Source organism: Microbacterium sp. CFSPD4_SD4 (genome assembly GCF_057364585.1).
This window is the reverse complement of the sequence record NZ_JBNFOC010000005.1, coordinates 186427-208129: the sequence shown is the minus strand read 5'-3', so window position 1 is coordinate 208129 and position 21703 is coordinate 186427. Positions and strand designations below refer to the sequence as shown.

The 21703-nt window shown below is 70.3% G+C and carries 23 protein-coding genes and 1 tRNA gene; 11 read left to right on the top strand and 13 right to left on the bottom strand.

Annotated elements, in window-relative coordinates; all coding sequences use genetic code 11:
• Positions 1 to 18 precede the first annotated feature (18 nt).
• Entirely contained in the window at positions 19 to 537 is a 519-nt protein-coding gene (locus AC2W7E_RS10425) for a CGNR zinc finger domain-containing protein (RefSeq protein ID WP_062636267.1), read from the top strand.
• A 3-nt stretch (positions 538 to 540) separates the two neighbouring features.
• Here AC2W7E_RS10425 and AC2W7E_RS10420 read toward each other — a convergent pair whose 3' ends face one another.
• A complete protein-coding gene (locus tag AC2W7E_RS10420) occupies positions 541 to 1086 on the bottom strand; it encodes a type 1 glutamine amidotransferase domain-containing protein (RefSeq protein WP_025104283.1) in 546 nt (181 codons plus the stop codon).
• 158 nt (positions 1087 to 1244) lie between these two features.
• Between AC2W7E_RS10420 and AC2W7E_RS10415 the strand changes: the two genes are divergently transcribed.
• Positions 1245 to 1709, top strand: coding sequence for a hypothetical protein (locus AC2W7E_RS10415; protein ID WP_485989044.1), 465 nt, complete (start codon positions 1245 to 1247; stop codon positions 1707 to 1709).
• Positions 1710 to 1717: 8 nt separating this feature from the next.
• Here AC2W7E_RS10415 and AC2W7E_RS10410 read toward each other — a convergent pair.
• Positions 1718 to 1790, bottom strand: a tRNA-Lys gene (locus AC2W7E_RS10410).
• 135 nt (positions 1791 to 1925) lie between these two features.
• Complete coding sequence (locus AC2W7E_RS10405) at positions 1926 to 2585, bottom strand: fasciclin domain-containing protein (RefSeq protein ID WP_062636269.1); 660 nt, start codon at positions 2583 to 2585, stop codon at positions 1926 to 1928.
• A gap of 167 nt (positions 2586 to 2752) precedes the next feature.
• Between AC2W7E_RS10405 and AC2W7E_RS10400 the strand changes: the two genes are divergently transcribed.
• The 5 genes from AC2W7E_RS10400 (at position 2753) to AC2W7E_RS10380 (ending at position 7590) form a co-directional block, all read left to right on the top strand.
• Positions 2753 to 4465 carry a cytochrome c biogenesis protein DipZ gene (locus tag AC2W7E_RS10400; protein WP_126893379.1) on the top strand — a complete coding sequence of 571 codons (1713 nt, stop codon included), beginning with the start codon at positions 2753 to 2755 and terminating at the stop codon, positions 4463 to 4465.
• Positions 4466 to 4496: 31 nt separating this feature from the next.
• Entirely contained in the window at positions 4497 to 5099 is a 603-nt protein-coding gene (sigK, locus tag AC2W7E_RS10395; protein WP_249520902.1) for an ECF RNA polymerase sigma factor SigK, read from the top strand.
• The gene (locus AC2W7E_RS10390; RefSeq protein WP_126893378.1) at positions 5096 to 5875 is read left to right on the top strand and encodes an anti-sigma factor; all 780 of its coding nucleotides are present in this window, start codon (positions 5096 to 5098) and stop codon (positions 5873 to 5875) included. Before sigK ends, AC2W7E_RS10390 begins: the two co-directional genes overlap by 4 nt.
• Positions 5876 to 5904: 29 nt before the next feature.
• Positions 5905 to 6534, top strand: a complete 630-nt coding sequence (locus tag AC2W7E_RS10385; RefSeq protein ID WP_060923078.1) for a hypothetical protein — start codon at positions 5905 to 5907, stop codon at positions 6532 to 6534.
• A 171-nt stretch (positions 6535 to 6705) separates the two neighbouring features.
• Entirely contained in the window at positions 6706 to 7590 is an 885-nt protein-coding gene (locus AC2W7E_RS10380; protein WP_485989043.1) for an aminotransferase class IV, read from the top strand.
• Between the two features lie 114 nt (positions 7591 to 7704).
• On the opposite strand, the gene AC2W7E_RS10375 is transcribed toward AC2W7E_RS10380, so the two are convergent.
• From AC2W7E_RS10375 to AC2W7E_RS10340, 8 genes are all read right to left on the bottom strand, one after another.
• Positions 7705 to 8517 (bottom strand): endonuclease domain-containing protein, encoded by an 813-nt coding sequence (locus tag AC2W7E_RS10375; protein ID WP_485989042.1) that lies wholly within the window; start codon positions 8515 to 8517, stop codon positions 7705 to 7707.
• A gap of 238 nt (positions 8518 to 8755) precedes the next feature.
• Positions 8756 to 9535: a phosphate ABC transporter ATP-binding protein PstB gene (gene pstB, locus AC2W7E_RS10370; protein ID WP_062636281.1), complete on the bottom strand. Its 780-nt coding sequence runs from the start codon at positions 9533 to 9535 to the stop codon at positions 8756 to 8758.
• 29 nt (positions 9536 to 9564) lie between these two features.
• Positions 9565 to 10662, bottom strand: coding sequence for a phosphate ABC transporter permease PstA (gene pstA, locus AC2W7E_RS10365; RefSeq protein WP_485989041.1), 1098 nt, complete (start codon positions 10660 to 10662; stop codon positions 9565 to 9567).
• Between the two features lies 1 nt (position 10663).
• A complete protein-coding gene (gene pstC, locus AC2W7E_RS10360; RefSeq protein WP_060923075.1) occupies positions 10664 to 11647 on the bottom strand; it encodes a phosphate ABC transporter permease subunit PstC in 984 nt (327 codons plus the stop codon).
• 106 nt (positions 11648 to 11753) lie between these two features.
• Positions 11754 to 12857: a phosphate ABC transporter substrate-binding protein PstS gene (locus AC2W7E_RS10355; protein ID WP_062636284.1), complete on the bottom strand. Its 1104-nt coding sequence runs from the start codon at positions 12855 to 12857 to the stop codon at positions 11754 to 11756.
• 225 nt (positions 12858 to 13082) lie between these two features.
• Complete coding sequence (locus AC2W7E_RS10350) at positions 13083 to 14069, bottom strand: NUDIX hydrolase (RefSeq protein WP_315105080.1); 987 nt, start codon at positions 14067 to 14069, stop codon at positions 13083 to 13085.
• Positions 14066 to 16234: an RNA degradosome polyphosphate kinase gene (locus AC2W7E_RS10345; RefSeq protein ID WP_025104296.1), complete on the bottom strand. Its 2169-nt coding sequence runs from the start codon at positions 16232 to 16234 to the stop codon at positions 14066 to 14068. Before AC2W7E_RS10345 ends, AC2W7E_RS10350 begins: the two co-directional genes overlap by 4 nt.
• 45 nt (positions 16235 to 16279) lie before the next feature.
• Positions 16280 to 16963: a winged helix-turn-helix transcriptional regulator gene (locus AC2W7E_RS10340; protein WP_025104297.1), complete on the bottom strand. Its 684-nt coding sequence runs from the start codon at positions 16961 to 16963 to the stop codon at positions 16280 to 16282.
• A 74-nt stretch (positions 16964 to 17037) separates the two neighbouring features.
• On the opposite strand from AC2W7E_RS10340, the gene AC2W7E_RS10335 reads away from it, so the two are divergent.
• The 3 genes from AC2W7E_RS10335 (at position 17038) to ygfZ (ending at position 19206) form a co-directional block, all read left to right on the top strand.
• Positions 17038 to 17328 (top strand): hypothetical protein, encoded by a 291-nt coding sequence (locus tag AC2W7E_RS10335; RefSeq protein WP_168428992.1) that lies wholly within the window; start codon positions 17038 to 17040, stop codon positions 17326 to 17328.
• Positions 17329 to 17475: 147 nt separating this feature from the next.
• Entirely contained in the window at positions 17476 to 18078 is a 603-nt protein-coding gene (locus tag AC2W7E_RS10330) for a nitrobindin family protein (protein WP_485989040.1), read from the top strand.
• A gap of 12 nt (positions 18079 to 18090) precedes the next feature.
• Positions 18091 to 19206 carry a CAF17-like 4Fe-4S cluster assembly/insertion protein YgfZ gene (gene ygfZ / locus AC2W7E_RS10325; RefSeq protein ID WP_485989039.1) on the top strand — a complete coding sequence of 372 codons (1116 nt, stop codon included), beginning with the start codon at positions 18091 to 18093 and terminating at the stop codon, positions 19204 to 19206.
• 15 nt (positions 19207 to 19221) lie between these two features.
• Here ygfZ and AC2W7E_RS10320 read toward each other — a convergent pair whose 3' ends face one another.
• A complete protein-coding gene (locus tag AC2W7E_RS10320; RefSeq protein ID WP_485989038.1) occupies positions 19222 to 20043 on the bottom strand; it encodes a class I SAM-dependent methyltransferase in 822 nt (273 codons plus the stop codon).
• A 59-nt stretch (positions 20044 to 20102) separates the two neighbouring features.
• Between AC2W7E_RS10320 and AC2W7E_RS10315 the strand changes: the two genes are divergently transcribed.
• Positions 20103 to 20852 carry a phosphoglyceromutase gene (locus tag AC2W7E_RS10315; protein WP_315105071.1) on the top strand — a complete coding sequence of 250 codons (750 nt, stop codon included), beginning with the start codon at positions 20103 to 20105 and terminating at the stop codon, positions 20850 to 20852.
• A gap of 79 nt (positions 20853 to 20931) precedes the next feature.
• Here the strand turns inward: AC2W7E_RS10315 and phoU are convergent, their stop codons facing one another.
• A complete protein-coding gene (gene phoU, locus AC2W7E_RS10310; protein WP_025104304.1) occupies positions 20932 to 21630 on the bottom strand; it encodes a phosphate signaling complex protein PhoU in 699 nt (232 codons plus the stop codon).
• Between the last annotated feature and the right edge of the window lie 73 nt (positions 21631 to 21703).

Below are 21703 nucleotides of genomic sequence, written 5' to 3'. Positions count from 1 at the left end.
GCGTGATGTAATGGTCTTATGCATCTCAACCCTTACGGTGAGTACGCGGTGCTCCTCGCGGCCTCCCTCGCGAACGACTGGCCGGCCGATCGCGCGGGCATCGAGGAGCGGTCGCTCGCGCTCGGGATGACGCAGACGTTTCCGCCGGCCCCCGACGACCACGCGCAGGTGCGCGCCGTGATCGACGACTGGCTGGCCATCGTGGATGAGCCGGACCCCGATGCGCGGGCCGCCCTGCTCAACGATCAGCTCGCCACCGCAGGTGCCTATCCGCGGCTCACCAATCACGATGACGAGGGCTGGCACCTGCACTACCGGGACGACGTGCGCTCGCTGCCCTTCGTGCTGCGCGCGATCATCAACCTCGGCACGGCGCTGCACCTCGTGACCAGGGGGATGAACCGACTCGGGCGCTGTGACGCGCCGCCGTGCACCAACGTCGTCGCGGACGTGACGCGCAACGGCCGCCAGCGGTTCTGCTCCGTGAGGTGCGCGAACCGGGCGGCCGTGCGGCGCCATCGGGCGCGGGTCAGCTGAGGGTCAGGCGGTCTGCCCTGCGTGCTTGCCCTCGCCGATCTCCTCGACGAGCTTGGCGTTGAATGCCGGGAGGTCATCGGGGGTGCGGCTCGACACGAGACCCTCGTCGACCACGACCTCCTCGTCCACCCAGCTCGCGCCGGCGTTGCGGAGGTCGGTCTTCAGGCTCGGGTAGCTCGTGATGGTCCGCCCGTCGACGACACCGGCCTCGATGAGGATCCAGGCGCCGTGGCAGATCACGCCCACGGGCTTGTGCTGCTCGAAGAACGCGCGGGCCAGGTCGATGGAGGCCTGATCCATGCGGAGGTGGTCGGCGTTCACCACGCCGCCGGGCAGCACGAGTGCATCGAACTGGTCGGCGCTGGCGTCCGCGGCCTTCAGGTCGACGGCCTGTTCGTGACCGTTCTTGCCGGTGATCGCCGCTCCGTCCGGGGCGATGAGCGTGGCGCTCGCGCCTTCCGTCGTCACCGCCTCCCAGGGGCTCGTGAGCTCGCTGTCCTCGAAGCCGTCCGTCGCCAGGAATGCCACGCGGTTTCCGGTGAGAGTCATGGTCCGTCCTTTCGGTGGGAAGTCGCCCTGTTCCGGGGACTCCTCGACCCTCTCCCACCGCATCAGACCTCGCCAGGGGGTGGCCAGCCGTCGGCGAGGGTGATACAGCACAGCCGCGTCGGCGCGGGGCGGCGCGGTCGACTCGATACGATCCAGACATGCGCCTCCGTCCTGCTCTCCTCCTCCTGCCGGTGCTGGTCGTGCTCGCGGGCTGCACACCCGCTCCGGAACCGACGCCGACCGCGACGTCCAGCGCCTCGGCGACGCCGTCGTCCTCGCCCGCCCCGACCACGGCCCCGACGCCCACGGAAACGTCTTCGCCCCCGGCCGCCGGCACCTTCGCGAAGGGGCAGCTCGTGTCGCTCTGCACCGAGAAGATCCGCTCGATCTCGCCGGATGCGACGTTCTTCGCCGACATGGCGACCACGGAGTGGCTGGAGGAGTCGGCGGTGTGGTTCGTGGCCGTCCCGGAGACGATCGACGGTCAGGACAACGTCGCCGTCTGCGGCATCGGGGGAAGCCCGGAGGCGCCGGACTTCGTGATGCACGGCGAGTCGCTGCCGGACGGCGTCGCGGGGATCCGCGACGACCTGCTCGCCGGGAACGTCGGCGGCGACGACTGAGGATGCGGTGGGCCCCGTGGGGCTCGAACCCACGACCCGCGGATTAAAAGTCCGATGCTCTGCCAACTGAGCTAGAGGCCCGTGCTCCCAGTCTAGGGGGCGCACGACGAGGGGCCGTCGGCGCCACAGCCGCCGACGGCCCCTTCACCTGCCCCGTGTCCCTCCTGACAACAGGGGAGGCCGTGTGCCGGTCGGGTCGCCGGCACCGTCCCTGGCTTACTCAGCCGGGGGCATCAGGACCGAGTCGATGAGGTACACGGTCGCGTTCGCGGTCTGCACGCCGCCGCAGATGACGTTGGCGTCGTTGACCATCCACTCGTCACCGCTGCCGGTCACCTCGAGGTCGGCGCCCTGGACGGTGGTGTGCATGCCCTCGATGTCGGACGGCTCGATCTGGCCGGGGACCACGTGGTACGTGAGGATCGAGGTCAGCAGGTCGCTGTCGGTCTTCAGCGTCTCGATGGTCGCGGGGTCGATCTTCGCGAAGGCGTCGTCGACCGGCGCGAACACGGTGAACTCGTCGCCGTTGAGCGTGTCGACGAGGTTCACGTCGGGGTTCAGCTCACCGCTCACCGCCGACACGAGCGTCGTCAGCATGGGGTTGTTCGAGGCGGCGACCGCCACCGGGTCCTGGGACATGCCCTGGATGGAACCGGCGCCGTCCGGGACCTCTTCCGCGTACGCCGCGCAGCCCGGGCCGACGAGGTTCGCCGCGGGGTCCATCTCCATCGGCGTCGACTCCGACGTCTCCGGAGTCGTCGGCTCCGACGACTCCTCCGTGCTCGTTCCGCTGCCCATGGAACATGCCGAGAGCAGGAATGCGCTCGCCAGACCCAGGGTGACTGCTGCGGTGACCTTCTTCTTGGTGCTGAACATGTCGAGCTCCTTCGAAACTCCGGCCACGGCCTCTCCGTGGCGTCGAGGGCTGTTCGGAAGCCTCTGCGGATCGGATGGGAGGAATTTCGAGATTCTCCGAAATCGGATCCGATCCAATCCGCTGCGGGGGGTCGGCGCGAACAGCACCCGACAGAGACGAGGACCTCATGGACCTGATCATCATCGGCCTGCTCGGCGGGCTCATCACCGGCATCTCGCCGTGCATCCTGCCCGTGCTCCCGGTGATCTTCCTCACCGGCGGTGCCCAGTCGGCGTCCTACGAGGGGGAGGCGGTGCCGGCGAAGCGCAGCCGCCCCTACTTCGTCATTGCCGGCCTCGTGCTGAGCTTCACGCTCGTGACGCTCGCCGGGTCGCTCCTGCTGGGCTTGCTGAACCTGCCGCAGGACATCATCCGCTGGGTCGGCATCGCCGTGCTGGTCGTCATCGGGGTGGGACTCATCGTGCCGCGGTTCCAGCACATCCTGGAGCGGCCGTTCCAGCGCTTCGGACAGCGCGAGGTGAAGAACCGCGGCAACGGCTTCGGCGTCGGCCTCGCTCTCGGGGCCGTGTTCGTCCCGTGCGCGGGCCCGGTCCTCGCGGCCATCATCGTCGCCGGCTCCACGGGGCAGATCGGCGTGGGCACCGTGCTCCTCACCGTCTCCTTCGCCATCGGCGTCGCGGTGCCCCTGCTGGTCTTCGCGCTCGCGGGACGCAGCGTCATCGAGCGCATCCGCGCCTTCCGGACGAAGGAGCGCGCGCTGCGGATCGCCGCCGGCGTGGCGATGATCGCCCTCGCCGTGGGACTCGTCTTCAACGTGCCGCAGGCGCTGCAGCGTCTGCTCCCGGACTACACCGCGCCGCTGCAGGAGCAGATCGCCGACTCCGAGCAGGTGCAGGACGCCCTCGACCTCGGCGGCCTGGTGAACGAGGAGAACAAGGACCTCGACAAGTGCACGAACGGCGCGACCGAGCTGGAGTCCTGCGGGACGGCGCCCTCCATCAAGGGGATCCAGCAGTGGCTCAACACCCCGGACGGGGAGGCGATCGACCTGAAAGACCTGCGCGGACAGGTGGTCCTCATCGACTTCTGGGCGTACTCCTGCATCAACTGCCAGCGCTCCATCCCGCACGTCGTGGCCTGGGACGAGGCCTACCGGGACGCGGGGCTGCAGGTGATCGGCATCCACTCGCCCGAGTATGCGTTCGAGAAGGATCCGGGGAACGTCGCGGCGGGCGCGCGCGACTTCGGCATCGAGTACCCGGTCGCTCTCGACAACACCCTCTCCACCTGGACCAACTACCGCAACCGGTACTGGCCCGCGCACTACCTCATCGACGCGGAGGGGACCGTCCGCCACATCTCCTTCGGCGAGGGCAACTACGCCGCCACCGAGGCGATGATCCGGGAGCTGCTGCAGGACGCCGACCCCGACGTCGAGCTGCCCGCCGCCACGGACGTGAAGGACGAGACCCCTGAGGTGGGAGCCACGACCCGGGAGACCTTCCTCGGCTCCTCGAAGGACGTCAACTACGGCGGCGGCGACGAGTACCGCCGCGGCGACGGCAGCTTCCGCTTCCCCGATGACCAGCCCGACGACAGCTTCGCGCTGGACGGCGACTGGACCGTGGACACGCAGTACGTCACGCCGACCGCTGAGGACGCGCGGATCCGGCTGCAGTATCGCGCGGCCGAGGTGCGCATGGTCGTCGCGGGGTCGGGCGAGGTGGTGGTCACCGACGCCGACGGGAACGCGCAGACGATCCGGATCGACGGGACGCCACGCTCCTACGGCCTGCTCGAGCAGGACGACATCGAGAAGGGCACGTTCACGCTCGAGGTCCCCACCGGCGTCGAGGTGTATTCGTTCACATTCGGGTGACGTCTGCACGGGAAGAGGGAGGAGATACGGCATGCTTATGGAGATGGTCATCGATGGGATGGACGTCCCCGAGGACGGGACGGCGCCGCAGGATGCTGTCGCCGACCTCCTCGTCCGCGTCGCCTCCGGTGATCAGGCTGCCTTCGCCACGCTGTACGACTCCCTCTCCTCCCGTGTGTTCGGCCTCATCCTGCGCGTCCTCGTGAACCGCGCGCAGAGCGAGGAAGTGCTGCAGGAGGTGTTCCTCGAGATCTGGCAATCCGCTTCCCGGTTCGCTCCGAACAAGGGACAGGGACGAACCTGGGTGATGACCATCGCGCATCGCCGGGCCGTGGATCGGGTGCGGGCTTCGCAGTCGAGTGCGGACCGGGACGTACGCGCGGGCTTCAAGGACCTCGGCGTCGCGCACGACAGCGTGGCGGAACGGGTGGAGCTGGGGATCGAGGGAGAGCGGGTCGTCGCGGCGCTGGCGGGGCTTCCGGAGGCGCAGCGGGAGGCGCTCGTCCTCGCCTACTACGGCGGTTACAGTCAGAACGAGATCGCGGCGCTCGTGGGAGCACCGCTGGGCACGATCAAGACACGGATGAGAGACGGGCTGACCCGGCTCCGCACGGCGATGGGGGTGACGGCATGAACGAGAAGGACTTCGCGGAACTCGCGGCAGGTGCCGCGCTCCACGCGCTCTCGGCGGACGACGAGCGCCGGTACCGCCGTGCCCTCGCCGAGCACCCGGAGTGGGCGGCGCAGGACGACACCGACGCCCAGACGGCCGCTCTCCTCGCCGACGGCGTGGCCCCGGTCGCTCCGCCCGCCGGCATCCGTGCGGCTCTGCTCGCGCAGATCGCCCAGACTCCGCAGGGCGGCGCCGCGGAATCCTCGTCCGACTCGGGCGAGCCCGACGGACCCGCGGACGAGAGCCCTGCCTCCGGTGCCGCCGCTCCCGCTCCGGCTCGCCGCTGGACCCGGCTCGCTTTCGCGCTCGCCGCATGCCTCGCGCTCCTCGTGGGCGTCGGGATCGGTGCGGTCGCTCTGAACGACCAGCTGAACCGCCCGGCGAGTGTCGTCGCGCTGCAGGAGATCGAATCCGCGGGCGACGCGCAGACGGCGACGGTCGAGCTCGACGACGGCGCGACGGCGACGGCGCACTGGTCGGGCTCGGTCGGCAAGGCCGTGCTCGTCACGGACGGACTGCCCGAGGTAGCGGACGGCAAGACCTATGAGCTGTGGTTCGTGCGCGGGGAGGATCCCATCGCCGCGGGTGTGTTCGACGTCGACGACGGAGAGGCCACCGCGCTCCTCGAGGGCGAGATGCAGGCGGGCGACGCCATCGCGGTCACGGTCGAGCAGGAGGGCGGATCGCCGTCCGGGCTGCCCACGACCGACCCGGTGATCGTCATCCCGACGGCCTGAGCGTCGGAGGCGGGGCGTACCCTGGAGGGATGCCCGAGCAGCACCACCGCCCCGTGCGTCGTCCGACGAGCGCGTTCGACAACATCGTCGGCGCCCATGATCCCGCCGAGGAGACGCGTGTCGCACACGCCACCGCCTCCGCGCTGCTGACCCGCGTCCGCGAGGACGAGAGCGGGGCGAGCGTCGAGCGGCTGATCGCCTTCACGAGCGAGCACGGCATCGACGAGATCGCGGAGCTGTGGTCGAAGGCGCCGTCGCGCACCCTCCCCGGGTCGCTGTGGCGGCTGTACGTGCTCCAGCTCGCGATCCACGGCGATCCGCGCACCGCGGCCCTTCTCTACGACCGGGGACGGGTCGAGCTGCCGTCGGCCGACGCCGTGGTCGCCGGGGCGCCCGTGCCGGCGAGCCCGGACGAGCTCGTCGCGCTCATCGACACGATCCTGCGCGGCGCCTTCCGCGGCGACTTCGCCGTGGCGCTGGAGCGGGCGGCGGCGTTCTGCCGCGTCCAGGCCTCGGGGGCGACGCACACCGCCGACGACTACGAGCCCACGGAGCCCGCCCGGGCGAGCGAGCTCACCACGCGGGCGCTGCGGCTGAGCAGCTATGCCCAGGACCTCGCGGCGTCGGCGGCCCTGTGGCGCACCGGCGCCCTGGCCTGAGTCCGAGCGGGCGGGACGGCGTCCGGACAGAGAAAGACCGGGCCGCAAGAACGCCTCTCGGCGGAAGGCCGCTCGCAGCGGCGAAAATTGGAGCCCGGGGTTATGCGGCCCGGCCACTCCAGTGTAACGCGAGGACGCGGTGGGTATTCCCGGCGGCCTAGGCTCGGTGACATGACCCGTCGCTTCGCCCTCATGATCGATCCCGTCGCCGCCGACGAGCAGCGTGCCGACTACGCCGACACGTTCACGCAGGTGGACGCCGCGGCCCCCGCCCTCAGTGTCGGCGAGCTGAGCACGCAACGGGGCGACGGCGTGTTCGAGTCCATCGGCGTGATCGACAGACATGCGCAGGAGGTCGTCCCGCATCTGGAACGCCTTGCGCACTCGGCGCGACTCTGCGACCTCCCGGTGCCGAACCAGGAGCAGTGGCGGCAGGCGATCCAGCAGGCCGCCGCACAGCTCGACGCGGGGGAGTCGGTCATCAAACTGATCCTCAGTCGCGGCGTCGAGCACGGGCCGACGCCGACCGCCTGGGTCACGGCGGCTCCGGCGGCGGACTTCGCGGCGGTACGGCGGAACGGCGTCAAAGTCGTCACCCTCGACCGCGGATACGACCTCGGCGCGGCAGAACGGGCGCCCTGGCTGCTGCTCGGAGCGAAGACGCTGTCCTACGCCGTGAACATGGCGGCCCTGCGCGAGGCCAAGCGCCGCGGAGCCGACGACGCGATCTTCCTGTCGAGCGACGGCTTCGTGCTGGAGGCTCCGACGGCCTCCCTCATCCTGCGCTTCGGCGACCGCTTCACGACCCCGGCCCCGAATGGCGGGATCCTGCATGGCACCACGCAGCTCAGCGTCTACGACCACCTTCTCGCGCGGGGCTTCGAGGTGGGGTACGACCGCATCCCCGCCGCCGATCTGACGCGGGCCGACGCCGCATGGCTCGTGTCGAGCGTGCGTCTCGCGACCGCCATCACCGCGATCGACGGCACGCCGGTCCCCGTCGACACCTCCCTCACGGACGACCTCAACGCCTACCTCCTCTCCCCGCGCGACTGAGTCCTCCGGGTCCCCGGGCACGACTTCGGAGATGCCGGACGACACGCCGTGGGCCGCGCCCCGACACCGGCGTGTCGTCGACGATCTCCGAAGCTGTGCCCGGCACAGGCGGGATCAGGGGCGGCGGCGCATGGTCTCGACGATGGCGCGCTCGACGAGGGGCCAATCGTGCAGGACCATCGCGTAGTCGAAGCGGAGCGTGGCGTGGCCCCAGCCGGCGGCGGTCGCATCGCGGACCAGATCGCGGTGGCGGAGAGAGCTCTCCTCGTGGTTGGCGCGTCCGTCCGTCTCGACGATGAGCCAGTCATCGATGAGGAGGTCCACCCGGCCCGTCCCGACCACGCCGACCTGCGTCCGCACGCGCCACCCGTAGCGTCGGATCCTCAGCCGCACCAAGGATTCCAGGCCGCTGTCGGCATCGGCCCGCGAGAAGGCGATGAGGTCGCGCCCCTCGGGCCCGAGCCGGTCACCGAGACGGCGCAGCCCGACCGCATCTATGAGTCCGAGCCGCCGGGCCGACTCCAGAGCGACGAAGAACGCCTCCGCCCCGCGGCAGCCGTAGATCTGCCGGAGTACGAGGGGCACCCCCGGCTGCTCGAAGGCACTGCCCGATGTCGCCGCATCCCAATGCGTCACGCAGTCGCAGTCCTCGTGGGGATACTGATGGCGGTCGTGGTGCATCCAGACGTGCAGAGCCGGCTCGTCGAGCACCCAGATCCCGAGGTGCCGCGCCGCGGACTCGCAGCCGAGGACCCCGCCGTGAGCGGCGGCGGTCACGACCTCCCCGCACGCGGAGGCCGTCGCGTAGACCCCGCGCCGGACCCGGATGAGGGCGCCGCCGCGCACCTGACGCTCGATCTGCCGTCGTCCGTACCGGGCGCGGAGCGCGGCATACGGCCACACCTGCGTCCCTGGCCCCGTGCACATCCCGCCATCATTCGCGCCGCCTCGCCCTCACTGGCCGCGACCCGACTCGGTAGCCCGCCGTCTGTGGACGACCCTCCCCACTCGCGATCCGTGCAGGAGTCACGACCCGTGCGCAGCTTCGGAGATCGAAAGAGACACGCCGGGGCGGGAGGCCAGGCGACGGCGTGTCGCCGAACATCTCCGAAGTTGTGCCCGGGGGTAGGGGGGATGGGGGTGGGGACGGGGGACGGGGGACGGGTCAGCCGAAGCGGCCGGAGACGTAGTCCTCCGTGGCCTGCACGGACGGGGTGGTGAAGATGTTCGTCGTGTCGTCGTACTCGATGAGCTTCCCGGGCTTGCCGGTGCCGGCGATGTTGAAGAACGCGGTCTTGTCGGAGACCCGGCTCGCCTGCTGCATGTTGTGCGTCACGATGACGATCGTGAACTCGTTCTTGAGCTCGCCGATCAGCTCCTCGATCGCGTAGGTCGAGATGGGGTCGAGGGCGGAGCACGGCTCGTCCATCAACAGCACCTCCGGGGAGACGGCGATCGCGCGGGCGATGCAGAGACGCTGCTGCTGGCCGCCCGAGAGCCCGGAACCAGGACGGTCGAGGCGGTCCTTGACCTCGTTCCACAGGTTCGCGCCGGTGAGGGACTTCTCGACGAGGTCGTCCTGCTCGCTCTTCGACATGCGCTTGTTGTTGAGCTTCACGCCGGCGAGCACGTTCTCCTTGATCGACATCGTGGGGAACGGGTTCGGCCGCTGGAACACCATGCCGACCTGGCGACGCACGAGCACCGGGTCGACGCCGGCACCGTAGAGGTCCTTGCCGTCGAGCAGCACCTCACCCTCGACGCGGGCACCGGGGATGACCTCGTGCATACGGTTCAGGGTGCGGAGGAAGGTGGACTTGCCGCAGCCCGACGGGCCGATGAAGGCCGTGACGCTGCGCGGCTGGATGTCGAGGGAGACGCCTTCGACCGCGAGGAAGTTGCCGTAGTAGACGTTGAGGTCGTTGACTTCGATGCTCTTGGACACGTGGATTCCTATTCTGAGTGGTCGGGCGCTCAGCGGCCGTTGACCTTCGGGGCGAACAGCTTCGCGATCAGGCGGGCGAGCAGGTTCAGCACCATGACGATGAGGATGAGGGTGAGGGCGGCGGCCCAGGCGCGCGCGACGGCGGCGTCCGGGCTCGTGCCCTGGTTCATGTACTGGTTGTAGGCGAACACCGGGAGGGTCATCATCTGGCCGTCGAAGATGTTCGTGTTGAGGCTCTGCGTGAAGCCGGCGGTGAGCAGCAGCGGGGCGGTCTCGCCGATCACGCGGGAGATGGCGAGCATGACCGAGGTCATGATGCCGGCGATCGAGGTGGGCAGGACGACCTTGAGGATCGTGAGCCACTTCGGCACGCCCAGGGCGTAGGAGGCCTCGCGCAGCTCGTTCGGGACGATCCGGAGCAGCTCCTCGCTGCCGCGCACCACGACAGGCGTCATCAGCACGGCGAGGGCGAGCGCGCCCATGAAGCCCATCGAGATCCCGGGACGGATCAGGAGGGCGAACACCGCGTAGATGAACAGACCGGCGACGATCGAGGGGATGCCCGTCATCACGTCGACGAAGAACGTGATGGCCTTGGCGATCTTGCCGCGGCCGTACTCGACGAGGTAGATCGAGGTCATCAGACCGACCGGCACGGAGATGATCGTGGCCGTCAGCGTGATGAGGACCGTGCCCCAGATGGCGTGCACGATACCGCCGCCGTCGCCGACGACGTTGCGCATCGAGTAGGTGAAGAACTCGGCGTCGAAGCGCTCGAGGCCGTTCGCCACCACGGTCCACAGCAGGGAGATCAGCGGCAGCAGGGCGATGAGGAAGGCCGTGGCGACGAGGGCCGTCATCAGGCGGTCGACGGCCTTGCGACGGCTCTCGGCGATGGAGGAGATCACCGTGATGATCACCATGTAGAGCAGGATGCCGACGACGACGGTGCCCGCGATGTTGAAGTCGGCGAGCGGGGTGTCCGAGCCGGCGGCGGCGACACCGAAGACGGCGACGGACACGACGAACGAGACGCCGAGGAGGGCCCACGGAGCCCACTTCGGCAGGCGGCCGGAGGTGAGAGCGGTGGTGCTCGCGGCGGGCGGAGCGCTGGTGAGGACGGTCATGTCAGTTCGCTCCCGAGAACTCGGCGCGGCGGGCGACGATCCAGCGCGCCAGCGCGTTGACCGCGAAGGTCACGACGAAGAGGATGAGGCCGGTCGCGATCAGCGTGTTCACACCGGTGCCGTGCGCCTCCGGGAAGGCGAGGGCGATGTTCGCGGGGATCGGCGTGGGGTTCGTGGCGGTGAGCACGAGGAAGCTGACGACCGCCGAGGGGGAGAGCACCATCGTCACGGCCATCGTCTCGCCGAGCGCGCGGCCGAGGGCCAGCATCGCCGCCGACACCATGCCGCCGCGGGCGAAGGGGAGGACGGCCATGCGGACCATCTCCCAGCGCGTGGAGCCGAGGGCGAGGGCCGCCTCCTCGTGGAGCTTCGGGGTCTGCAGGAAGACCTCGCGGCAGATGGCGGTCATGATCGGGATGCACATCACAGCGAGGACGAGGGCGGCGGTGAGGATGGTCTTGCCCGTCGCGGAGACCTGACCGCCGAAGAACGGCACCCACGAGGCGTTCTCGTTGAGCCACACGTAGATCGGCTGGAGCATGGGGGCGAGCACGAGGCCGCCCCAGAGGCCGAACACCACGGAGGGCACCGCGGCGAGCAGGTCGATGATGTAGCCGAGGAACGACGCGAGCCGGCGGTGGGCGTAGTGCGAGATGAAGAGCGCGATGCCGATGGCGATGGGGGCGGCGATCAGCAGGGCGATGAACGAGGCCCAGAGGGTGCCGAAGACGAGCGGCCAGACGTACACCCAGAACGACTCGCCCCGGAGGATGTGGTTGTCGGTGGTGTCGAGCTGGAACGCCGGAAGGCTCTGGATGATGAGGAAGGCGGCGACGAGCGCCAGCACGATCAGGATGATGATGCCGGCGGCCAGCGCGGTGCCGGAGAAGACCCGGTCGCCGAGGCGCTGCTTGGCCTTGATCGGTGTGGGCGGCGCCGGTGTCGGTGCCGGTGCCGTTGTCGGCTCCTGCGCGGTCGTGCTCATGATCTCCCTGTTTCGGGCCGGGTGGAGATGGATCGGGTGCTGACCTGGCGGAGCCCCCGCGCCCGCTCGGGGACGCGGGGGCACCGTCGTCAGTGGATCGGCAGGATCAGCCGACCTGGATGAGGTCGATCGCGGCCTGGACCTGCTCGCGCAGGCCGTCCGAGATCGGGGCGCTGCCGGCGTTCTCGGCGGCGGCGTCCTGGCCCTCGGCGCTCGCGATGTACGTGAAGTACTCCTTCACGAGCTCCGCGACGTTGCTGTCCTCGTACTGCTCGCAGCCGATGAGGTAGCTGACCAGGGCGATCGGGTAGGCGCCGTCCGCGGCGGCGGCCGGGTCGACGTCGAAGACGAGGTCGCCCTCGCCGCGGCCCTCGGCGAGCGGCGAGCCCTCGACGAGCTTCGCGGCGGCCTCGGCCGAGTAGGAGACGAAGTCCTCGCCGACGCCCACGGCGACCTGGCCGAGGCCGTCCGCCTGCGAGGCGTCGAGGAAGCCGATCGCGCCGTTGCCGGCGGTGAGGGCCTGCTTCACACCCGAGGTGCCCTGAGCGGCCTCGCCACCCTGGATCGGCCACTCGTCGGAGACCTCGTAGGTCCAGACGTCGGGGGCCGTCGCGCTGAGGTACTTGGCGAAGGTCTCCTGTGTGCCCGAGGGGTCGGAGCGGTGCACCGGCGAGATCGCCAGGTCGGGGAGCTCGACGCCGTCGTTCAGGGCGGCGATGGCCTCGTCGTTCCAGTTGGTGATCGTGCCGGCGAAGATGCCCGCGATCGTGGCGGCGTCGAGGTTCAGCGTGTCGATGCCCTCGAGGTTGAACGCGACGGCGACGGGGGAGATGTAGAGGGGGACCTCGACGATGTCGTCGGTGGTGCAGGCGCCGAAGCCGCCGGCGGCGATCTCCTCGTCGTTGAACGCGCGGTCCGAGCCGATGAAGTTGCTGCCGCCCTCGAGGAAGTTCTCGCGGCCGGTGCCCGAGCCGGTGGGCTCGTAGTTGACCGTCACGTCGGGGTTGGCGGTCTGGAAGGCGGCGACCCAGGCCTCCTGGGCTGCGGTCTGCGAGGACGCGCCGGTCGCGTCGATCGTGCCGGAGAGCGTGGACTCCGAGGGCTCTTCGCTGGAGCCGCCGGCTCCGCCTTCGTTCGCGGCACAGCCGGCGAGGGCGAGAGCGGCGACGGCGCCGATGGCGCCGATTCGTGCGATTCGGGAGATCTTCACTGTGGATCCTTCGATCTTGGAGGGGTGGGGCCCGGTGCAGGGCACACAGTGACGCTAGGGGCGACGGTTAACGAGACTCTCCCGCGCAGGTGAACGGCAGGTGAACGACCGGCGACTCTCTGGAGCCGATCCCCGTCACCGCGCGGCCCCCTCCATTTCGAATCGCCCACTTTGCGCCATCCCCGGCCGAGATGCAGCGAAGTGCGCGATTCGAACGAGGGAGGGTCAGACCTTGGGGGCGTGGGTCTCGATCGAGATGATGCCGGAGCCGGGGTTGGTCGCCGAGACGTGCACCACGGAGAACGCGCCGGTCTCCAGATCGGCGGCACTGCCGACGTACGAGCCGTGCACGGTGCCGGTCGCGAGGGCGATCTCCGAGAGGAGCGCTGGCAGCACCGGGCCGTGGCTGCAGAGCACGGCGGGCTTGCCGGCGCGGATGCGGCGGCCGACGACGGAGCGGAGATCGGCGACGCCGTCCTCCCAGGCGTCCTGGCTGATCTTCTCGGTGAGCACCGGCTTGCGGTCCAGGGCCTTCGCGAGCGGCGTGACGGTCTGCACGCAGCGCACCGCGTCGCTGGTGACGATCTTGCGCACCCCGAACGCGCGGAGCGGTCCGACGATGGCCTTGGCCTGCCGCTTCCCGCGGTCGGAGAGCGGCCGCGCGGCGTCCGCCTTGTCCCACTCCGAGCGGGGCAGGGCCTTCGCGTGCCGGAGGGCGATCACCGGGAAGGTCCGCAGCACGCCGTCGTCGACGAGGGCCGCGAACGCATCGAGGATCTCGAGGTCGACGGGGTAGCTCAGCGCGGCACGGGCCTTCTTCACGCTGACCCACTCGAGGGCGGCGATCTCGCGGTTGGGCACGAAGGTCGAGGCGCGGATCGCGGCATCCGTCGCCTCGGCAGCCCAGTAGTGCACGACCTTCTGCTTGCGGGACGCGAGGTGGTAGCGGCTGATCCCGACCGGCACGCCGAGGGCCACGCGGATGCCGGTCTCCTCGTGCACCTCGCGGACAGCGGTCTCCGCGAGCATCTCGCCCGGGTCGACCTTGCCCTTCGGCAGGGTGACGTCGCGGTACTTCGTGCGGTGGATGAGCAGGATCCGCAGCTTGCCGTCGACCAGACGCCACACGACGGCGCCGGCCGCGTACACGGCCTTGTCCGCCCACTTCGCGTCGGCCGCGGACGGCGGGAGCTGGACCTGCCGCGCCGTCATCGAACCGCCCGCGCCCGACGACGTCGCTGGATCATCCCCATGGTCTTATCCTGCAGGTCGGTGAGCGGCTTGCCGTCGGCATCCACGGCGTGGCGCTCCCACACGCCGTCGCGGCCGAGGTGCCACGACGAGGTCCGGTCGTCCATCGCCAGGTCGAAGAAGGCGGTGAGCTCCTTGAGATGCGCCGGGTCGGTGACCCGCACCAGGGCCTCGACGCGCCGGTCGAGGTTGCGGTGCATCATGTCGGCGCTGCCGATGTACACCTGCGGGTCGCCGTCGTTCTCGAACGTGAAGATGCGCGAGTGCTCGAGGTAGCGGCCGAGGATGCTGCGGACGGTGATGTTGTCGCTGATCCCGTCGAGGTCGGGCCGCAGGCTGCAGATTCCGCGCACCCACACGTCGACCTTCACCCCCGCGGCGCTGGCGCGGTAGAGGGCGTCGATGATCTCCTCGTCGACCATCGAGTTGACCTTGATGCGGATGTGCGCGGGCTTGCCCGACTCGGCGATCCGGCGCTCGGCGTCGATCAGCCGCACGAGGCCCTTGCGGAGGTGGAGCGGGGCGACGAGCAGACGCTTGAACTTCTTCTCGATCGCGTAGCCGCTGAGCTCGTTGAACAGCCGGGTGAGGTCCTTGCCGACCTGGGCATCGGCGGTGAACAGACCGAAGTCCTCGTAGATGCGGCTCGTCTTCGGGTTGTAGTTGCCGGTGCCGACGTGCGAGTAGTGCTGGAGTCTGCCCTCCTCCTCGCGGATCACGAGGGCGAGCTTGCAGTGGGTCTTGAGCCCGACGAGGCCGTACACCACGTGCACGCCGGCCTTCTCGAGCTTGCGCGCCCACACGATGTTGTTGGCCTCGTCGAATCGGGCCTTCACCTCGACGAGCGCGAGCACCTGCTTGCCGGCCTCGGCGGCGTCGATGAGGGCCTGCACGACGGGACTGTCGCCGGACGTCCGGTACAGCGTCTGCTTGATGGCGAGCACGTGCGGGTCGCGGGCGGCCTGCTCGAGGAACGCCTGGACGCTCGTGGTGAAGGACTCGTACGGGTGGTGCACGAGCACGTCGGACTTCCGGATCGCCTTGAAGATGTCCGCACGGGTGTTGGAGCCCGTCGGCTGGAAGGCCACCGCGGTGGTGGGGAGGTGCGGCGGGTACCGCAGATCGGGGCGATCAATGCGCGACAGATCGAAGAGGCCGCGCAGATCGAGCGGCCCGGGGAGGCGGTAGACCTCCTGATCGGTGATGTCGAGCTCGCGCACGAGGAGGTCCATCGTGACCTCGTCCATGTCGTCGGTGATCTCGAGCCGGATCGGCGGCCCGAACCGGCGGCGCAGCAGCTCGGCCTCCAGCGCCTGGATGAGGTTCTCGCTCTCGTCCTCCTCGATCTCCACGTCCTCGTTGCGGGTGAGGCGGAACGCGTGGTGGTCGAGCACCTCCATGCCGGGGAACAGGTCGCCGAGGTGGTTGGCGATGAGCTCCTCGAGCCGGAGGAAGCGCTTGATCTCGCCGGTGGACGGCACCTCGACGAAGCGCGGCAGCATGGGCGGCACCTTGAGGCGTGCGAACTCCTGGCGGCCGGTCCGCGCGTTGCGGATGCGGATGGCGAGGTTCAGGGAGAGCCCGGAGATGTAGGGGAACGGGTGCGCCGGGTCGACCGCCAGCGGCATCAGCACCGGGAAGACCTGTGCGCCGAAGTAGTCGGACAGCGCGCTGCGCTCGTCGTCGGTGAGATCCGACCACTCCGTGATCTCGATGCCGGAGTCGGCGAGGGCGGGGCGGACGAGCTTCGTCCAGGCGTCCGCGTGGCGGAGCTGGAGGGCGTGCGCCTCGCGCGAGATGTCGGCGAGGGCGTCGACGGGGGAGCGTCCGATGTTGGTCGGCACGGCGAGACCGGTCATGATGCGCCGCTTGAGACCGGCCACGCGCACCATGAAGAACTCGTCGAGGTTGCTGGCGAAGATGGCCAGGAAGTTCGCCCGCTCCAGCTCGGGCAGCGACGGGTCCTCCGCGAGTTCGAGCACGCGCTGGTTGAACGCGAGCCAGCTCAGCTCGCGGTCCAGATAGCGGTGGTCGGGGAGCTGCGAGTCCGGCGCCTCGACGGCGTCGTCGAAGTCGTCGTCTTCGGCGTCACCGAGTCCGGCGTCGGCGAGTGCGGGATCGATCATGGGGTACATCTAAGCACCGGCAGGTGTCGGGCGTGTGAACGGCGGTCAGCGCGAGCCGACCAGGCTGTCGTCCTCGTAGACGTTGAAGCGGTACCCGACGTTGCGCACGGTGCCGATGATCTGCTCCTGATCGCCGAGCTTGGCGCGGAGCCGTCGCACGTGCACGTCGACGGTCCTGGTGCCGCCGAAGTAGTCGTACCCCCACACCTCGCTGAGCAGCTGCTCGCGGGTGAACACCCGGGACGGGTGGGTGGCGAGGAAGTGCAGGAGCTGGAACTCCTTGTAGGTGAGGTCCAGCGGCCGCCCGTGGAGCTTGGCCGAGTAGGACTGCTCGTCGATCGTGACGCCGGAGGCCTGCACGCGCGCCGGTTCGGCGACCTCGTCCCGTCGCGCGAGCGCCAGACGCACGCGTGCGTCGATCTCCGCGGGACCGGCCGTCGCCAGCAGGACGTCGTCGATGCCCCACTCGCCCGACAGCGCGCTCATGCCGCCCTCGGTCACCACGAGCAGGAGCGGTGCGTCCTGTCCGGTGGCCCGCAGCAGTCGGCACAGCGACTTCGCCCCGACGAGGTCGTGGCGGCCGTCGACGATCACGATGTCGTACTCCGGGGCATTGATCAGCTGCGCCGGCTCCGCCGGGATCTGCCGCGTGCGATGGCTCAGCAGCTCGAGGGCGGGCAGCACCTGCTCCGAGAGCGGAGCATTGGTCAGAACCAGCACCAGGGCCACGCGCACTCCTCACCGGCGGGGGGATCGACGCCGTGCCGCCATGATAGCGGCCACCGATGCGCAAGAATGGAGACATGTCAGAACCGGCACTCGCGCCCCGCAACGCCTTCACCGGCGTCATCGCGGTCTGGGCGACCGCGTTCGTCGGCAGCATCGTCATCGGGATCTTCGCTCCGGAGGAGTGGCGCATCCCCTGGATGCTGGTCGGCTTCGGGGCGGTGGTGCTGCTGTCCTTCGCCGTGCAGCTCTGGTACGGGCGCACGCAGGGCTTCATCTTCCGCGTCGCGAGCAGCGTGACCGGTTCGTTGCTGCTGATGGGGATCATCTCGGTCGGCTTCGGCCTGGCCGCCCTCATCCCCTCCTGACCCGGATCGCCGGGGGTAAGGTGGAGGTCATGGACATCATGGCGCTCGAAATCTTCTTCATCGGCCTGCTCGGCCTGGCGAGCCTCGCGATCGTTTTCGTGTCGGCCGTGGTGCTGCGCAACCTCTTCCGCGGCCAGCGCTGACGACATGATCGAACTCCCCACCGACCTTCCCGCCGACCTCGCCCCGCTGGCGTGGCTGATCGGCGTGTGGGAGGGGTCCGGGGTGATCGACTACCCGGTCGGCGAGGAGCGTCTGCAGGGCGAGTTCACGCATCGCGTCAGCTTCAGCCACGATGGCGGACCGTTCCTGAACTACGCGGCCACGGCGACCTTCGTCGGTGACGAGGGTGCGCCCGCCGTCCCGCTGACCGCCGAGTCCGGTTTCTGGCGTCTGGCGCGTCCGGCCGCGGCGACCGACGCGGGACCGGCGCTGCTGCCACCGACGGCGACGCCCGTCACCCGCACGGTCGATGACGTGGAGGACCTGCGGTCCGCCAACGGCGCGTTCCCGCTCGAGGTGTCGCTGGCGCGCTCGGACGGCATGCTCGAGTACTACCTCGGCGAGATCAACGGACCCCGGGTCGACCTCACGTCGGACGCGATCGTGCGCGGTGCGGGCGCCAAGGACTACGGCTCCGCCTCGCGGATGTACGGACTCGTCGACGGGCATCTGCTCTGGGCGTGGGACATCGCCGCCCTCGGCACACCTCTGCGGGCGCACGCCTCGGCGCGGCTCGCCCGCGTCTGAACGGAGCACACCGTGAGCAGCAGCGTCTTCGACGGCGTCCCCGGCGCGACCGCGGGAGAGCGCGGGGTCGCCCACTTCGGCGACCCGTTCCGCGAGCAGCGCCGTCTCGCGGCCGGAACGGCGATCGCGGCGCTCGACGACCGGGCGGTCATCGAGGTCTCCGGCCCCGAACGGCTTCCGTGGCTCGACTCCATCACGTCGCAGGCGGTGGGTCGCCTGCAGGCGGGGGAGAGCACCGAGCTCCTCGTCCTCGATCCGCAGGGGCGCGTCGAGCATGCCGCAGGCGTCCTCGACGACGGCATCTCGACTTGGCTCCTGGCGGACGCGGGTGACGTCGAGGGGCTCGCGACCTGGCTGACGCGGATGAAATTCCGCACCCAGGCCACGGTCGAGCTGCGCCCCGACCTCGCGCTGCTCGGCTTCGTCGACGGTGGTCCCGCGGCCGAGCGCGTGCGCGGCCTCGACGACGCGCGGATCTGGGTCGACCCGTGGCAGCAGGTCGCCGTCGGCGGCCATCAGTACGCCGACGTGGCCGCGCACCCCGGGGCCGACCTCGCCTGGCGGGTCGGCATCGTGCCCGGGACGGCGGCGCGGGCGCTCGCCGCGGAGCTCGATCGGGAGGATGCCGCCGGACTCCTCGCCGCCGAAGCGCTGCGCATCGCCGCCTGGCGCCCCCGGTGGGCGGCCGAGGTGGACGAGCGATCGCTGCCGCACGAGTCGGACTGGCTCCGCAGCGCCGTGCACCTGAACAAGGGCTGCTACCGCGGGCAGGAGACCGTCGCGAAGGTGCACAACCTCGGTCATCCGCCGCGGCGGCTCGCCCTGCTCCAGCTCGACGGCAGCGACGCCGTGCTTCCGGAACCCGGAGCCCCCGTGTTCGCGGGCGATGACGAGGTCGGGCACATCACCTCCTCCGCGCGGCATCATGAGGACGGGCCGATCGCCCTCGCTCTCCTGTCCCGTCGCGCCCCGATCGGCGATCTCGTCGTCCGGGCCGAGGGGATCGACATCGCCGCGTCCCAGCAGATCATCGTCCCGGCCGACGCCGGCGCCACCGCGGACATCCCGCGCCTGACGCGGCTGTCCCGCCGACCCACGGCGCCCGATCCCCGCGACGCCGGGCTCTGAGACACCGGACCCTGGTCAGGTCGGAGTCACCACGCCCCACGGCAGGGTGAGCTCGCCCAGTCGCCACCGGCTCCGCCCGCCCTGCACAGGCCAGCCCTGCGCGCGCAGCGCGGTCACCGCGGCGAGGAAGCGCTGCGTGGCCCCGAAGGTCGACAGGGGAGCAGCGCGCTCCCACTCCCGGTCCAGGTCGACGAGCAGCGCATGGATGCGCTCGCCGGGGACGTTGCGGTGGATGAGGGCCTTAGGCAGCCGCTCCGCCACGATGCTCGGGACCTCGAGCCCGCGCAGGCGGAGGGAGACGGTGAAGCGGAGCGGCGTGCCGTCGGGATCGACATCGATCCAGCTCGCCACGCGCCCGATCTCGTCGCAGGTGCCCTCCACCAGGAGCCCGTCCGGCGCGAGGCGGTGCGCCATCGTCCGCCAGGCGGCGGCGACCTCGACCTCGTCATACTGCCGCAGGACGTTCATCGTCCGGATGATGACCGGGCGCCGACCGCCGGGGAGCGGCACCTCGAACCCGCCGCGGGCGAAGGAGACGCGGAGGTCGGCGGGGAAGGGGGTGCGGCCGGCCCGGACCTCGGCGAGCTGCTGCTCCGCGGTGGCCACCCGGTCCGGGTCGAGCTCCAGACCGCGCACCTCCGCGTCCGGCCGCACGCGTCGCAGTCGGGCGGCCAGCTCGAACGCGGTCACCCCGCTCGCCCCGAAACCGAGGTCGACGACGAGGGGGTCGGGCGCGCGTCGGAAGGCGGGGGAGGCGGCGATCCACCGGTCGTTCCGACGCAGCCGGTTCGTCCCTGTCGTGCCGCGGGTCGGCCGACCGAGGGGAGATGACGCCATGCGTCCATCCTCCCTCCTCCGCCGCTGTGCCCGCTCCGCGCCCCGGATAAACTGGCGACATGACTGCGAAGCGCACCCTGATCCTGCTCCGCCACGGCCAGAGCGAGTGGAACGAACTGAACCTCTTCACCGGCTGGGTGGACGTCCGCCTGACCGCGCAGGGCAAGAACGAGGCCCGTCGCGGCGGTGAGCTGCTCGCCGAGTCCGGCATCCTGCCCGACGTCCTGCACACGTCCCTGCTGAGCCGGGCGATCCAGACCGCCGACATCGCGTTGGATGCCGCCGACCGGCTGTGGATCCCGGTGAAGCGCTCCTGGCGGCTCAACGAGCGCCACTACGGGGCGCTGCAGGGCAAGGACAAGGCGCAGACGCTCGAGGAGTTCGGTCCGGAGCAGTTCCAGCTGTGGCGCCGCTCGTTCGATGTGCCGCCACCCCCGCTGGACGACGCGAGCGAGTTCAGCCAGGTGGGCGACGCCCGCTACGAGGGCATCGACGGCGAGGTGCCGCGCACGGAGTCGCTCAAGCTCGTCATCGACCGCCTCCTGCCGTACTGGGACGCGGAGATCGTCCCCGATCTGGAAGCCGGCAAGACCGTCCTCGTGACCGCGCACGGCAACTCGCTGCGCGGCCTCGTCAAGCACCTCGAGGGCATCAGCGACGACGACATCGCCGGCCTGAACATCCCGACCGGCATTCCGCTGGTGTACGAGCTCGACGAGAACAACGCGCCGACCGGTCCCGGCCGGTACCTCGACCCGGAGGCCGCCGCCGCCGGTGCCGCGGCCGTGGCCGCCCAGGGCAAGAAGTAACCGAGCCCCCGGTTTCACGTCGAGACCCCCTGCCGCAGACGACTGCAGCAGGGGGTCTCGGCGATGAGGCGGGGTCTCGTCAGGCGTGGCCGAGCTGCTCCTGCTGCTCCACCGCGAGGGCGATGTCCTCCTCCTCGACGTGCCAGTCGCCCGTCGCGAGGTAGACGACCTTCTTGGCGACGGCGACCGCGTGGTCCGCGAAGCGCTCGTGGTACCGGCTGGCGAGCGTCGCATCGACCGTGGCGACGGCCTCGCCCTTCCAGTTGTCGCTCAGCACCTTCTCGAAGACGCTGGCGTGCAGCTCGTCGACGTCGTCATCGGCGTTGCGGATCGCGTCGGCGAACTTCAGATCCTGGGTGCGGAGCAGCTCCGTGAGCGTGCGGGAGATCTCCACGTCCAGCTCGCCCATCTTCACGAACGTGCCCTTCAGGCCCTTCGGGATCGCGCGCTCCGGGAAGCGCAGGCGGGCGAGCTGGGCGATGTGCTCGGACATGTCGCCCATCCGCTCCAGGGACGCGCTGACGCGGAGCGCCGTGACGACGATCCGGAGGTCGCGCGCGACCGGCTGCTGTCGGGCGAGGATCTCGATGGCCTGCTCGTCCAGCGCGACGGCGAGCTCGTCGATCTTCGCGTCGTCGGCGATGACCTCCTCGGCCAGCGCGACGTCGCTCGTGGCGAACGCGCGGGTCGCCTTGTCGATGGAGACCGTGACGAGCTCGGCGATCTCGACGAGGCGGGACTGCAGGTCCTCGAGGGACTGGTGGAAGACTTCGCGCATGGTGGGCGCAACCTTTCGTTCGGATCCCGGCTGACGGTCCAGCGCGGGGCGGCGGGGCGTCCGCGGGGAGAGC